Source organism: Mesorhizobium sp. M0862, from assembly GCF_040319795.1.
In the GTDB taxonomy this organism is placed as follows: Bacteria; Pseudomonadota; Alphaproteobacteria; order Rhizobiales; family Rhizobiaceae; genus Mesorhizobium.
Genome location: NZ_JAMYOJ010000001.1, coordinates 227,606 through 243,259 on the forward strand (window position 1 = coordinate 227,606; position 15,654 = coordinate 243,259).

Sequence of the window (15,654 nt, forward strand, 5' to 3'; positions counted from 1 at the left end):
AGATCGTGGATGAAATACGCGCGGCGGCCGCCCGTCGTGATTTCATATGTCTTGCGACGGCGAAAGTCCTTTAGGCTCCACTGCGGAGGCATCAATGGTATTTCGATTCGTCCACACCGCCGACATTCATCTCGATTCGCCCCTGCGTTCATTGGCGATGAGAAACGCAACTCTTGCCGAACTCGTGGGAGACGCCAGCCGTCAGGCTTTCGTCGCAATCGTCGACCTTTGCCTGACGGAGCGTGTCGACGCTCTGGTCATTGCCGGCGATCTTTACGATGGCGACCAGACCTCGATGAAGACGGCACGCTTTCTGGCTTCCCAGATGGCGCGTCTCCATCAAGCTGGCATCAGGGTCTACATGATCCGCGGCAATCATGACGCCATGTCGCGGATTACGAAGCAGCTCATATTGCCCGATACGGTGACCACTTTTGGCGGCCGCTGCCAATCCCTGATCCAGCCTGGCGATGGGATCGACGTCGCGTTCCATGGGCTAAGCTTCGCCAGCCCCAAGGCATCCGAAAGCCTGCTGCCCAAATATGCCGCCCCACAGGAAGGAGCTGCGAACATCGGCATCATGCATACGAGCCTGGCCGGCTCCCCAGGCCATGACGTTTATGCACCTTGCAGCGTCGCCGACCTGCACGGCCACGGCTTTGACTATTGGGCGCTTGGCCACATTCACGTTCGCCAGGTGTATTCCGGTGCGAGCAGGCTGGTGATGCCAGGGATCCCGCAGGGGCGGGACATCAATGAGGCGGGCGAGAAGTCGGTTACGCTGGTCACCATTCGCGACGATCGCTCCGTCGAGATAGAGGAGAGGCTCACCAGTGTCGCGCAGTTTGAGCGGGTGAGTCTCGATCTGACCGGGGTGTCGGAATGGAGCGAGGCCATCATTCGTATCCGAGCAGGGCTGGAGCAATCCCGGGAGGGTGCCAGATCGCGCTACCTTGTTGCCCGTCTTCGCCTGGTCGGTACGTCTGCCCTTTCATGGTCGCTGATGCGCGACCGGGACCTGGCCGTGGCGGAAGCCGAACAGGCGGCCGAGCAGGTGGGCGACACCTGGGTGGAGAAGCTGGAGCTTCATCTTTCGGCTTCCGCCGTCGGAGATTTGGAAAGTGTTGCCGATCCTACCTTGGAACTCGCGCAGTCCATGCGGGCCAATGCGGGCTCAGAAGCATTTCGGTCCGAAGCTCGAGAATTCGTGTTGAAGACGATCGCAGACCTGCCGCCCGATGCCCGCGGTTTCGCAGGCAAGGATGAAGCTGGGCTGGAACGATTTCTCGACGACGTGCTTGCCGGAAGCGTCGACCTGGTCACGGCAAGGCTGAAGGCAGGGGCGACGCGATGAGATTGCGGCGCCTCGATCTGACCCGCTACGGCAAGTTTACCGACAAGGCGATCGACTTCGGAGAGAAGCCGGTTTCAGGTCCGGATCTGCATATCATTTTCGGGCTTAATGAGGCCGGCAAGTCGACCGCGCTTGCCGCCTACCTTGATCTGCTCTTTGGCATCGAAGAGCGCAGTCGCTATAATTTCCTGCACGAATATAGCTCGATGCGCATCGGCGGGCTGCTCGGTTTCGACGGACGGGCGCTCGCCGTTTCCCGCACCAAAAGCCGCAGCAACTCATTGCACGACGCCGAAGGCAGACCGCTGAGCGAGGTTGCCATTTCGGCGCAGCTCGCCGGCCTGTCCCGCGAAGCCTACAGCAGCATGTTCTCGTTGGATGACGAGACGCTGGAAGCTGGGGGCAAGGCGATCCTTGAATCGCGTGGCGATCTGGGCAAGCTCCTTTTCACCGCAAGTGCCGGGCTTGGCCATGCCAGCGATGTCTTGGCCGCACTTGAGACAGAGGCCGATCGGCTTCACCGAAGACAGGCCCAGACCACCGAAATCGCGCTGCTGAAAAAACGGTTCGCGGAACTCAAGTCCCGCAAGGAGGCGATCGACACCCTGGCCTCGACATTCGAGGCGCTCGAGGCGGAACGGGCGGAGGCCCAGGAGAAGTATGACCGCAGCTTGGCTGAACGCGCGGCGTTGTCGGCGCGGCTCGCCACGATCGAGCGAAATGCGCGCGCCGCGCCCCTCCTGGGGGAAATAAAACGCAAGGCAAGCAGGCTGGCTGAACTGCCGGACATGCCGTCTCCTGCCAGGACTTGGAGTGGTAGCGTCGCGGGCTTGATTGATCAAGACGCACGCTTAAGAACCCGTCTCCAGGCGAATGCCGATGAGATCGATCGCGCGAAGGCAAAGATCGAAGTAATCGCCGTCGAGGAGGCTGTGGTGGCGATCTCGGAGCAGGTGCGAGGACTTGCCGAGCGCAAGGCACGCTATCTGTCCGCGAGCATGGACCTGCCGACCCGCAAGATGGAAGTCCAGCTGATCGACCAGACGGTGGCCAACTGTCTCGCCGCGCTTGGAAGGGCGGCCGAACAGGATCCGTCCCGGCTCATGCTGCCGGCCGTTGTGGTCGGCTCGCTTCGCACCATGGTCGAACAACGCTCCGGCATCACGACGAGCCTGCGGATGGCCCGGGATGAAGCGGCTGCCGCGTTTGACGGGCTCAACGCTGCGCGAGGTCGCGTTGGCGAGGAGAGGGCGGTGCCCGAGCCCGCAAGAGCCAGGCTGATGGCAGCTGTGTCGGAAGCCAAGGCCAGTGGTCACAAACGCGAAATCGCAGAGGCGCGCGCGTTCGAGGACGAGCGGCAAACAAGTTTGGCCGATGCGATGCGGCGCCTTCGGCCGTGGTCGGGAGATGCGGAGGCGCTTTCGCAAATGTCGATTCCAGCGCCGATGCAGATCGCTGCTTGGAAGGAACTTGCCGGCGAACTTCAAAGGGACAAGGCAGTCTTTTCCGAGCGTCTGGCTGAGCATGAACAAAGCCGGATCTCAACGTCGGCTCGTCTGGCCGCAGTCCGCGCCTCGGCCAATATCGCCGACGACGAAACAGCCGCAGCCGTTCGCCGTGATAGGGACGAGGCCTGGCAAAATCACCGCGCAGATTTAAAGGTCGAAACCGCGGACGCATTTGCCGCGGCACTGGCCAGGGACGATCAAGTCGGTAGGGCGCGGTTGGCTCATGCGGGCGAGCTCGCGGACCTGCGCGCAATCAAGCAAAAGGCGACCGAGACCGAGGCGGCGATAGAGCGCGTCAGGGCCCAGCTCGGTGAGCTGGAAAAGCGGGCTGAAACGGCGTCAACTGAAATCAAGCAAATGGCCAGCACCCTGCTTAAGGATTGCCAAGCGCAGTCGCTCGAGCTCTTGATCGGACTTTTGGAGGAGCGGCTGTCCGCGCGCGCTGACGCGCTTGGCGCCTGGGACGACATCCTGCTCGCACGCGCGAGAATTGAACGAACAACAGCCGAAGGAGAGCGGATCCATCTAGGATTGGCCTCGGCTCTTCGAAGCGTTGGAATTCAGCCAGAAGCCAGTGAGGCCCTGGAGGCGATGGTGGTCGCTGCTGACCGCTTTCTGGACAGGCAGGCAAAGGTCGACGCGGAACGCGCGGAAGCGATGAGGGGCGTCGCCGCGAAAGAAGAGGAGCTGGCCGCCAGGCGGCTCGCTGTTGAAATTGCCGAGCGGCGAGATGCTGCATGGCAGGCCGAGGTGAAAGAAACGCTGAAGGGCACCTGGCTCGAAGACGGCATCGCCGGAACCGGGCTTGGCAGCGTGCTCGATCAGTTGTCGGAGCTGTCAAAGGCGCTGCAGGATCGTGAGGCTATGCGTAGGCGCATAGGCAAGATGGAGGCGGACAGGACTGGATTTGCTGAAGAGGTGGCCCGGCTTTTGGCGCAGGCCGGGGAGCCTGCGAACGACACGGCGCCGGAACAGGTGAGCGCCAGGCTGACCGAGCGCCTGGAGCAAGCCGAGCGTGCCCGTGAGGCGAGGGCGAATCTCCTCATTGATGTTCAAAAGTTGCAAGACATTCAGGAGGCATTGAAAGCCGAGATCGCGGCACACGAGACCACCAAGCAGCAAGTGCTCGATACCTTCGGGGTGAAAACTCTGCCCGAAGTCGCAGAGCGCGACGAGCAGCTTCGCGAGCGAGACGGCCTCCAGAGCGCAGTGGCTGAGCTTGAAGAACGACTGACGAGCGAACTCGCTCTCGATGACTTCGCCCAGGCGCGCTCATTGCTGGAGAGCGTCGATCTCGACGCGTTGGCAATTGAAAAGGCTGAAATCGAGCGGCGCCTCGCTGACCTCGATGAAGCCATACAACAGCAACTCGTCCGGCGTACCCGAGCGACCGACAAGCTCGACGCGATTGGCGGTGACAGCCAAGTTGCCCGGATCGATGCGGAGCGCCGCACAGTGTTCCTCGAAATCGAGGAGAAGGCTGCCCGCTATATCGAGTTGAAGCTCGGCGTCATGTCGGCAGCAAGCGCGCTCCGGGTCTACCGCGAACGTCACCGCTCTGGAATGATGAGCCAAGCCTCCGAGGCCTTCGCACTGATAACGCGCGGCCAATACACAGGCTTGACGACCCAGCCGGTAAAGGGCGGTGAGGTCCTCATCGCCACGCAGCGGGATGGCCAGTCCAAGATCGCAGACGCTTTGTCGAAAGGCGCGCGTTTTCAGCTCTACTTGGCTCTACGCCTCGCGGGATATTACGAGTTTGCCAAGCTCAGGCCCTCTGTTCCGTTCATCGCCGACGACATCATGGAGACCTTCGACCATCTCCGGTCGGAGGAAGTTTTCCGCCTGTTTGGCCAGATGGCTAGTGTGGGCCAGGTGATCTACCTTACGCATCATCAACACCTATGCGAGATTGCGAAGTCGGTTGTTTCTAGCGTGGCCATCCACGAGCTCGGGTAATTCAATCGGCATTGTTGGTGGCGCGTTCTCAAGATTGACCGCTTCGAGCCTCATTTCGGTCACTAAAGCGGCTGTTGCGATCGCCGAAGAACGGGCATCAGCATGTTACCGCCACACTTACGGAAAGGAGTGGCTTGCGGACTGCCTGCAGATCATCGGTATCAGTTAGCAAAGTCACTAATTGGCAGCTCTGGTCCTTTCATTGATCCAGTACTCGCTTAGGAACTTTTCGACGAATCGTCGAACTCTCACCGTCCCAAGGTCGTTCAGGATAGATCGAGGAAGCGGAGCTCCTGTGAAGAACTGGCGGGCGGGATGTCCCGGTTCGAGCATGTCGAGCACGCCAATCGCTGCCGTCTCATCTCGGCTTTTCAGCGCATGCGCCCCGACCAGGATCAAGGCTCGACGATTGTTGGAATGGCTGATGGCTTCCAACCGACTAGCCGCTTCCGCGACGGACAGGTGGGTGCACAACAACTCGATGCCGGCGACTGCCAGCGGAGGTGCTACCGACAGTATCCATTTGTTCGGGAGGCGATCGAGCAGTTGCTGCTCGACCACCGAGGCGGCGGTCAATCCCTGCAGGGCGTGGACGCGTGTCCAAGTCAGGGTCTGGTCATTGGACACGTCAAGGATGGACTGTCGCACGGCCAGCCCGCAGCGCGCGGCGGCGACCTTGAACGCAATGCGGGCCAGGCTGTTGTCAGTCGTGTCGACGGCCAGGCCGACCAAACCAGTCCCGACAGCGTCATCCAAGGTCTCGTAACGCAAAAGGGCTTCGACCGCGACACGGGCGATCGGATAGGATTCCGTATCTTCGTAGTGTGGCTCTGCATCAGACCAACGGTCGTTGGAGAGCTTGAGCAAGGCCTCGATATGGCTTGGATGCGGCCACAAGCTGACCTTGTCGACAAGCGCGCGGCGCACGCGGCTGCCGCGATCGGTCGCGAACGCCAGGAGGTCGGCAGGAACGATGCCATTACATTGCGACAATCGGTGCTCGAGCGCGGTCTGTCGGGCATCGGCGCGCGGATGCCGCAGGGCGAGGCCGATGAGTTCATCGTCATCCAGCGCTACCGCGGCTTCGGCTGCCCTGCACGCCAGGTCACGATCTTCTGTCTCCGCAAACAGCCGACGAATGACATCTATGGCCGTTGGCCCGTTCTCAAGAAAGATCGGCAACAGGCGGCTGAGCACCTTCGGTTCAGCAACGCGCGATGCCTCGATTAGCAACGAAAGCACCTCGGGGCCAACGGACGGCGGCGCCTCGCTCAGCAAGGCTTTCTGTAGCTCGCCAGCCTTTGGACCGAGGGTTTCGATCAGCGAGCAAGCGCTGCCACTCGTATCCGCCCCAGAAAAGTCTGCCACATCGTGGAGATCGATCATCAGGCAAACGAATTGCAGAGGATCGCCGTCGGATGCCCGCTCAAGCGCTCGCTTGAACGACGAGGGCGAATGGACGGCGGCACACTCGACCAACGACGCGCGAAGATCCTGGTCGTCGCCAACGGAGAGCAGGGCGGCCGTCAACCTCTTCTCGAGGGAAGCATGCCAGTGACGTTGCGCGGCATACCAGGCGCTTGGCTCTTGCCCCGATCCTCGCGTCGCATCGAGCAATGCCTCTACCTCGTCGATCGCAACGGACTTGGGAGAGTTCCGCACGGCGCGGCACCAACTGCTCGTCAGTCCCGCGACCTTCGGATGAGCGCGCAATTCGGGCCATCGCCCCGGTGCGCGCATTGCATCGACGTAGGCATCGACCAGCCGCTCCGAGGCGGCTCCGTCATCGTTCTCGTAACTGCCGTAGTACTCCTCGAAGGCTTTATCGGTTTCGCCGTCCTCGATCTGCCGCCAGGTCGGTGGCTCTTCCCTTCCCGAGCGGCTTTCCATAGCTTCCAGATAGCTCACCGCTTCCAACATGACCGACTCGAAGGCATTGAGATCGCGCACCGCACCCACCGAGATGGCATGGGTGTTGGGCTCGTGGCCCATCCCAACCACCGATCGCGCCGCAGCCAGGTAATCGGGGGTCAAATCGCTGGAAATGCGGTCCAGCTGCTGAACAAAGCGGCGACCATAGTCCCCCCGATCGGTCGGCAGCACCTCGCGTATGAAGCGCCCGGCGACCAAGCGCGAGCGCGGGTCGGATGAGATGCGATCGTACCACTGGCCGTCGAACTCCGCAGGTTTCCAATCGTCGATGAAATAGGCGGCCCCGCGTCTCGTACCGTTCATGAACCACCGTGCAAGTTCGGACAGGTTGGAGTCCTTGCTGCCGATGTCGGCGGCCAGCTGAATCAGGGAAACAAAATCGGATGGAGGATGCAGGAGCGCCTCCTCCAACCAGGCATCGATGGCCTGCAAAGCGGAGATCGAGATCTCGAGCTCGACGGCATTCTCGATCCCTTGTTGGAACTGTCGAGCGACATGCAGGACGCGCCCGGCGCTCTCCAGCCCCCATTCGTGGTGTTCCCCGGGCAGATCGGTCAGAACGACTATGAGGTGCTCCAGGGCGTTGACCTGATCGTCCCAGTTGTTCTTGACGAATTCCTCGAGGCCCGCGCGCACGCTGGGGTGGGCTAATGAGACCGCTGTCGCTGGTTGGCGGAGGTGGCGAGTCGCAATCAGCCGGTCCACTAGCTTCCCCAGTCCACCAAACCCTTCAATCTTCCGAACGCGGCCCTGAATAGCCGTCAGGTGGGACCTCTCGAACTGACCCCGCGCAAGGAGCAGGCCCCACAACATCGATGCGATGCCGTTGCTGTCGATTGACTTCAGATAGTTCTCCACGACCTGCTCGACGGCATCCCGGTGGGCTAGACCCAGGAGTCGCCGCAGAAAATCGTCTTGCGTCTCTCCGTCCGATGGCCCATCCGACAGGTTAGTGAAGAACAGGTCCAGCTCCAGCGGTGTCTGCAACTTCTCCAGCGCCTCCGATCGGAACTCGAGCGCGAACGGCTGCAGATGAACCGCAAGCAGATGCATGCGCTTGTCGTAAATCTTGGCGAACTCTCCGCCTTGGTAATGATCGGCATCCAGCTCGATCGACCACTTCTCAAGAGGCTTGGTGGCGTTCGCCTGGCCGAGCATGTCGCTGCGGGAGGTCACAACGTAGCGATGCCCCGGATGGGCTCGACCGAGAAGTTTCGGGAGTTGGGCAGTCCATGCCTCCGAACCGCTTCGCAGGCTGAACTGTCCCCAGGGATCCTCGACGTAGAAGAGCTTTGGCCCAGTGTCGATCGGACGCAATGTGGAACTGGGATCACTGTCGGCCCCGACCACTACCACGTCCAGTCGACCATCCTGCTGGCGCGCTGCGTCGCATAGGGCCACTGCCGCCAGGGTCTTGCCCGTCCCTGATGGACCCTTGATGATGATGGCATTCCGATCTCGAAGTGCCGCTTTCATGTTCGCGAAGTTCAGGGGCGGCACGAATGCTTCCAATTCAATCGCGCTCGCCAAATAGCCCCCGTGAACCCGGACGGTCCCCTGGAGGTCCTCGCGCGTCCAGACCCCCGCGACGGCGCCTCGCATCCGTCGCTTCGCCTCCTTCTGCAGGTCGTTCAGACATGCTTCGTGGTTGGAAAGCGGAATGCGCAAGGTCTTGTTGAGGATCTCGGCCAGTTCGAGTTCCAAACGCCGTGCGGCAAGGCCGCCCCAGATGGCGACCCGGCCCTCTGGCGAGGTTTTGAGGACCTTTCGAAGCGATGCCGGCAATGCTGATGGGTCGCTGGTCTCCTCGAAGTCGTCCACGAGCAAGCTGCGGGCTTCTCCTGTGGCATCGGCATTGGTGACGAGCAGATAGTGAACGGACGCGTCGCCCAGATGCTCGATCGCCGGCTTTCGTCTCTTGCCGTGTTTCAGCAAAGCTTTGAACTTGGCCAGCGACCATGGATCGCCGCTGGTGTATTTGACCTGAACGACCAGCTTGTGCCCATTCGCCAGGCTGGCGCTGGGCTCGACGCGGCCGGGACCGGGATCATCGATGTCTGCCTGAAGATCCTCTTCGTTGGACGGCTCGAGCACGATCCGGCTTGCGGACTTGGTTATCAACAGCATCCGCAAAGCTGCCAGCACCGATACCGACAGCTGATATTCGTATCCTGCCAACGCTGCTTCGGCACCCGATGCTGGCCCGCCGGCAGCTGCTTCCTTGTCCGTCATGGAACGCCCAACTCCTGAAGTGACCGGCCCGGACATGAAGGAAGGGCGCGCAGGGATACCATCAGCCACATCTCGCAGCCATCGAATACAACGCTCCGGCGAACGACCGATTTCACAGCGCACCTGCGTCGATCTCCGCGCTGTCGTCAACCTCGCGTCCTCAGCTTGGTCGTTCAACACAGCATAGTCCCGCCTAGAAGCGGATATTCGAGCAGCTGAGGACATTGATATCTTCGCGCCGGGAGCGCCCTAGCCTGCGCCAACGGGTATCTGCTATGCGCCCATGGAAATAGGATTGGAATAATGCGACTGGAGCAAGCTTGACGTCGAGGGCGCGGCTCAGCTGCGGCAGGTGAAGTCCGAGCAAAAAAATCTGGAAGATTCCCAACTTACAAGCGCGAGGAGCTCCCCGCCCGGCTAGCAACAGTGCTCAAAATCGTGGATGCTTAGGGCCGTGCGCCAGAGAAGATTCTAATAGGTTGCTTGGGGGGAATATTGCTTCTTAAAATTAACAAGGTAAGAAACCTAGGCGTATTCTCCGACTTCTCCTGGGATGCCGAGCTGCCCGCGTTTGAGCGCTTCAATGTTGTGTATGGAGAGAACGGGACAGGGAAGACAACGCTCTCCCGGCTATTCGACTGCCTCAAAACAGGGTTGCATGAAGAGTACCCAGCTTTAGAGTTCAAGATTTCGTCGCAGACTGGCGATCTCACACATGGCACCGCAGCCGCGAGGAAGGTGCGCGTGTTTAGCGCCGACTATGTGCAGCTGAACATTGGTCAGCTCGACGGAAATCTGAAACCTATCCTCGTGGTCGGAGAGGAGAACAAAGCCCTTAGCGAGGCGCTGGAAAAGGATGAACAGGAGCTCGCGAAACGGAATGCTGTGATCGTCGGCGCGAAAGCGCGCATCGCGCAGCATGAGACAGCACGAGGAAAACTGTTCACCTCTGTTGCCGCCACGATCAGCGAGGCCACGAGCGGCACCATCCAGCGCAGCTACAGAAAGAACAACGCAGAAGCCGCTTTCCGGGCACTTGCGGTAAGCGATGGGCTGACCGAGGCGCAGCTTGGTGCCCACCGCGCGACCCTACGACAGGAAGCGATGGACAGGATCGAAGCCGCCACCACGAAGACCATCGTATTCGGCGGGAAGGATCACTCTCTTGATCTGGGCGCCAAGGCGATCGAAACGACCGTCTCATCGTTATGCGGGAGAGCGGTCATCAGCGACGCTATCGCGCGATTGGAGGACTCTGCTGAGATCGCGAGCTGGGTCGAACAGGGCCATGCGCTTCACAAAAAGCTCGGCCACCAGACCTGTCAGTTCTGCGAGCAGGCTCTGCCTGCAGATCGCTGGCGCAGGCTCGAAGCCCACTTCAACAACGAGGATCAGGCGCTAAAGTCCGAAATCGAACGCGCCATCGACGAGATTGACCGACTGAAAAGTTCCTTACAGTACACACCGCTTCCGGACAGGCTCGCGTTCTACAGCGAATTCAGGGACCGTTATGATCGGGCCAGGGAAGCGTTGGTCGCTGAAGTTGACGCGGCTATCGCCGCACTCGGCCAGATAACAGCTAAGCTCACCGAAAAGTTGGGCGCGCGAACTACTTCGCTTCCGTTCGACGGACGCCTGAACTTTGGCAGGCTGGCCGAGGCCATGAGCGCCGTTCCAGCGCTGGTTGATGATCACAACAAAAAAACCGAGGGGTTCGCTGATGCGAAGGATGCCGCGAAGACGGCCGTCGAAGGCCACTACCTCTGCGGTATAAAGGCTGACGTAGCTGGATACGTGGCGAAGATTCTCGAGGAAGACGCGCTCATCAAACGGAATACAGAAGGGGATGAGGGCGCCGGTATGGTCGCGCTCACCACGCTTGAGGCTGCCATCGCCGAAAGGAAGTCACAAATCTCCAATGCCCACAAAGCAGGAGAAGACCTGACTAGTTTGCTGCAGACCTTCCTCGGGCGTAGTGAGCTTGTCTTCGAGTCTGGCGACCATGGCTACCGCGTGAAAAGAAACGGCAAGGACGCGAAGCGCCTCAGTGAGGGCGAGCGAACTGCCATCGCGTTCATATATTTCATCGTTCAGCTGAAGGATCAGGAGTTCGATTTGGCCGAAGGGGTCGTTGTCATTGATGATCCGGTTTCAAGCCTCGACTCCAGTTCAGTGTACCAGGCCTTCGCGTTTCTCAAGAACGCGGTGAAAGATGCAAAGCAGGTCTTCCTGCTGACCCACAATTTTTCGTTTCTTCGCCTGCTCATAAACTGGCTGCAGCACGACCCGGCTGCGAAGAAAAAAAACAAGATGTACATGCTGGTCTGCCGCAATGACACAGCCGGGCGCCATTCTATTATCGTGCCCCTTGATCAGGCGCTCATCGATCACCCAACCGAGTATCATTTCCTATTCAAGACGCTCGCAAACTTCAAAGGGGATGGCACCATCGCCGAGTGCTATCATATCCCCAACGTTACGCGCAAAGTACTGGAGACGTTTCTCGACTTCTTTGTTCCGGGAAAGAACTCTCTGTATGTAAAACTTTCGCAGGTCGCCTTTGACGAAAACAAGAAGACCGCGATTTACAAATACGCGAATGACAACTCTCACTTCACCGGCCAGGGCTTCGAGCCCGGCCTCGTTCAGGAGAGTCAGAAGAACGTCACCTACCTTCTGGAAATGATCAAAGCGCTCGCTCCCCAACACTATGATGGAATGGTCGCGGCGACTTCATGAAAGCTACAACCGCGCCCCCGCGCTGCCGGGCATTTCCATGACCTACAGTTTCGCAAATTTAGCGCCGGCCGATTTCGAGGACCTCGCGCGAGACCTAGTCGGAGCGGAGCTCGGCATGCGCTTTGAGGCATTCGGCCCCGGTCCGGACGGAGGCATGGACGGGCGCCATGCCAAGGGCTTGAGCAAGACCATCCTCCAGGCCAAGCACTACGAGGGATCATCCGCGAGAGCACTTACTGCCGCGATGAAGCGTGAGCGGGATTCGATCGACCGACTGGCGCCGTCCAGATACTTGCTGGCCACGTCCCGATCGCTCTCGCACAAGAGTAAGGCGCAGCTGGCGAGTATCATGGGTCCCGCGCTTCGCGCGGAGAATGACATCTTCTCGAAAGGGGACCTCAACGGCCTGCTCCGCAAATTTCCGCAGGTCGAGAAAGCCCATATCAAGCTTTGGCTATCCAGTGTCGCGGTCCTTGAACGGGTGACCCGCGCAGCGGCTCACGCCTTCACGGCGACGACCAATGCCGAGATTGCCGCCAAGGTCCGCGTTTACGCGCAGAACCCGAGCTTCAAGGCTGCGCGCGATACACTGGAGGAACAGCATGTCCTCATCATATCCGGGCCGCCAGGGGTGGGCAAAACGACGCTCGCGGAGATGCTGTCCTACGCCTATGCGGGCGAGAACTGGGAACTCGTGCCTATAAGAAGCCTTGAGGACGGGTTTGAAGCGATCGTCGATACAAAGAAGCAGATTTTCTATTTCGACGATTTCCTGGGCACGATAGCTCTCGACAGGAACGCCCTAGCTTCTAAAGATTCTCACCTGGCGCGCTTCATGAAGCGCATACGGCATTCCCCGAATGCGCGTTTCATCCTCACGACCCGTGCGTATATCTTTGAGGAGGCGCGGAGGGTATCTGAGCATCTTGCCGATCAGCGGCTCGACATCAGCAAGTATGTTTTGGATGTCGGTGTTTACACAAGGCGCATCAGGGCACGCATCCTCTACAATCACCTGCTCGTCGCTGGCACGTCCGCGTCGTATATCCGAGCTCTGATTGAGAGCGGCAAGATCGCAAAGATCGTGGACCATGCGAACTATAATCCCCGCATCGTCGAGTGGATGACCGATGGGGTGCGCTTGGCATTGGTCCCGCCCGAGGACTACGCCGACGCTTTTCTTGCCGCCATGGCGAACCCTTCGCAGCTTTGGGACACTGCCTTCCGAACGCACATACCCGAGAAATGCAGGCACCTCCTGTTCGCGCTGTTCTTCGGGTCTCAATACGGCGAGGACATCGCTGACTTGCGCGTGGCCTATCAGGCACTCCATCCGGATCTGTGCGCACGCTTCGGGCAAGCTCACGACGCCAGAGACTTCGAGGAATCGCTTCGGATTTTGGAGGGGGGCTTCATCACGATCGAGAGTGGAACCGTCTCATTCGTGAACCCGTCGGTCAGGGATTATCTGGCCGCGTATCTGAACGATATTGTGATGCTCCGGGAGTTTGCGTTAGCTTCAAAGCAAGGCAAGTGGGCGCGCTTGGTTTGGGAGCACGGCGTCAAGCTTTCCGAAGAGAAGGCAGAAATTGCGAATTTTGCGAGCGCGTTCCACAGCGTCGCAGCGGCTCTCCTTCACATCCCGACTTGGAAAAGATCAACGCGCTATCCGCATTCGTTCAGCGCGGCCGACCTTTCCAACTGCGATCGCATCGAGCTGCTGCTGAAGTGGTGGGAAGCATCTGAACTGGAGGATTTCGCGGACTTAGCGATCGCTCTTGCCCGCAATCCGGTCGATGGATTCAATTCACACCGCGACGGCCGTGATCTGGTCGAACTCATCGAGAATCTACGTCTCGGCTACTACTACGGTTTTCCGTTTCTTGATGATCTGCTGGCCGAGCTGGAGGAAGGGGTCATCTCGATACTGCAATCCGGGCTGGAGACTGATGACCTGGAGACGATCGCCCGATACGTGACTGGTGCGACTTACCAGTTCAGTGATGATGTCGTAACGGCGGCCAAGAAGGCGATCCGGAGGGAGTTCGATGAAATCGAACGGACGACCGCCGAAACGGATTCGGAATACACTCTGACGGATCGGGTAAAGGCGCTCCAAAATCTTGCTGAGATCGCCGGGGTGTCGCAGGCTGTGCTCACGTCAGCCCTGAAAACGGTCAACGACCGGATCGCCGCGATTGCCGGTGAAACTGAACCAGCTGAACAGCCGACCTTTACAGGCGGAGCACCAGCCGCTCCCGACAAGTTCGATGATCAGCAATTGGCAAATCTGTATTTGCCACTGCTTGCTTTATCGGTATGGCGTGCGTCCACCGCTCGAGGATAAAGATTGCAGAAATTTGGTATCGACCCGCATTCTCCTTACGTGCCTATTCGGGCACGAGAGCGTTTGGATATCATGGCTGATGATGTCTTCTGCAACGACCGCTAATCGCGGTCTACACCCGAAAGCTGCCGAACAGCTGTCCGCCCTTCCAGCCATTTATGCTGGCCGCCGATCGCCGAACTGAGCCAAAGCTGCTGACGTCGAAACACATAGGCGCTAATTGTGTTCGCCTTTTGTGCTTCGAAAGTCGCATAAATGGCAGTCTGGAATTGGGAGGGAAATCTCCAGAGGCCGAAACCCAAGGCGGACATGACGGCTGTTGCCAGCTCGCGGTGATATCGATAACATCTCGAAGTCGACCCGATTCTGAGAGGTGGTGCATGGACGCGGCCGGACGCCAGACAAACCCCGTGACTGAGTGTCTGGCGCTTACCTCTGTCAGGCCGGCGCGGCCGGCCGATAGAGAGCGCTGATGGCCAAGGCAGCCTCATCGAAACCGAGCGAGAGCTACGCTCCAACGATGGTCGACGTGGCGCTGCGGGCGGGTGTGTCGACCATGACGGTTTCGCGGGCCCTGAAGGAAGGCGGTCGCGTTTCCAAGGCGACGCGGGAAAAGATCATGGTCGCGGTCAACGACCTCGGCTATGTGCTTGACCAGTCGGCCGGCAGCCTTTCCTCGCGCAAGACTGGATTTGTTGCCGCGATGGTTCCGTCACTCAACAACTCCAACTTCGCCGACACGGCGCGCGGCATTACGGATGAACTGGAGAGCACGGGGCTCCAGCTTCTCCTCGGCTACACCGACTATACGGTCGAGAAGGAGGAAAAGCTGATCGAAGCGATGCTCCGTCGGCGGCCGGAAGGAATCATCCTGACCGGCGGCGCTCACACGGATCGCGCCCGCCGCCTTTTGAAAAGCGCCGGCATTCCAGTGGTCGAAACCTGGGAGTTGCCGGTAAAGCCGATCGATCAAGTGGTTGGTTTCTCCAACGAGGAGGCGATGGGGCTTCTCGTCAAGACGCTCGCCAGGAAGGGTTACCGAAAATTCGGTTACATCGGTGGCACGACGTCGCGCGACACGCGCGGCAGCCAGCGGCGCGAAGGCTTTGTCAGAGCCATCGAGGAGCTCGGCCTGTCGACCGGGCGCCTCGTTTCCTTTGGCGTGCCGCCGATATCCATCGAGCAGGGCGGCCAGGCCGTCGTCAGCATGCTGGAGCGTTGGCCGGACACGCAAGCCGTACTCTGCGTTTCGGACCTTTCGGCCTTCGGCGCACTGATGGAATGCAAGCGCCGGGGCATGCGCATCCCGCAGGACATCGCAATTGCCGGCTTCGGCGACTACGAGATAGCCGCCTTTTGCCATCCCGGCATCACCACCGTGAATGTCGACTGCTACGGGATCGGGCAACAGGCCGCCCGCAGATTGATCCAGGTGATCCGAGGCGACGAGAAACGACACGGCCAAGAAATCGTGCTCACCGGCTATCGCGTCGTCGAGCGCGAAAGCACCTGAGTTCTTTCATCGATTCAAACGCAGCGAAGGGCAGCCCAATAGCGATGTTTCGCGAGACCATCAGCCTCAC

Annotated in this window: 6 protein-coding genes; 5 read left to right on the forward strand and 1 reads right to left on the reverse strand. The window is 59.8% G+C overall.

Translation table 11 applies throughout. The features are described 5' to 3' along the window. The first annotated feature begins 94 nt into the window (after nucleotides 1-94). Together NKI15_RS01215 and NKI15_RS01220 are read left to right on the forward strand one after the other, a co-directional pair. Nucleotides 95-1,354, forward strand: coding sequence for a metallophosphoesterase family protein (locus NKI15_RS01215; RefSeq protein ID WP_352514355.1), 1,260 nt, complete (start codon nucleotides 95-97; stop codon nucleotides 1,352-1,354). After that, nucleotides 1,351-4,821 (forward strand): ATP-binding protein, encoded by a 3,471-nt coding sequence (locus tag NKI15_RS01220; protein WP_352514356.1) that lies wholly within the window; start codon nucleotides 1,351-1,353, stop codon nucleotides 4,819-4,821. The genes NKI15_RS01215 and NKI15_RS01220 overlap by 4 nt, the downstream gene beginning before the upstream one ends. Nucleotides 4,822-4,998: 177 nt before the next feature. Here the strand turns inward: NKI15_RS01220 and NKI15_RS01225 are convergent, their stop codons facing one another. Further along, nucleotides 4,999-8,985, reverse strand: coding sequence for an nSTAND3 domain-containing NTPase (locus tag NKI15_RS01225; protein WP_352514357.1), 3,987 nt, complete (start codon nucleotides 8,983-8,985; stop codon nucleotides 4,999-5,001). A 495-nt stretch (nucleotides 8,986-9,480) separates the two neighbouring features. Between NKI15_RS01225 and NKI15_RS01230 the strand changes: the two genes are divergently transcribed. The 3 genes from NKI15_RS01230 to NKI15_RS01240 all read left to right on the forward strand — a co-directional run bounded on the left by NKI15_RS01230 (nucleotide 9,481) and on the right by NKI15_RS01240 (nucleotide 15,584). Further along, nucleotides 9,481-11,724, forward strand: coding sequence for an AAA family ATPase (locus NKI15_RS01230; RefSeq protein ID WP_352514358.1), 2,244 nt, complete (start codon nucleotides 9,481-9,483; stop codon nucleotides 11,722-11,724). 37 nt (nucleotides 11,725-11,761) lie between these two features. Next, nucleotides 11,762-14,071, forward strand: a complete 2,310-nt coding sequence (locus NKI15_RS01235) for an nSTAND3 domain-containing NTPase (protein ID WP_352885630.1) — start codon at nucleotides 11,762-11,764, stop codon at nucleotides 14,069-14,071. A 472-nt stretch (nucleotides 14,072-14,543) separates the two neighbouring features. Continuing rightward, entirely contained in the window at nucleotides 14,544-15,584 is a 1,041-nt protein-coding gene (locus tag NKI15_RS01240; protein WP_352514360.1) for a LacI family DNA-binding transcriptional regulator, read from the forward strand. Nucleotides 15,585-15,654 lie beyond the last annotated feature (70 nt).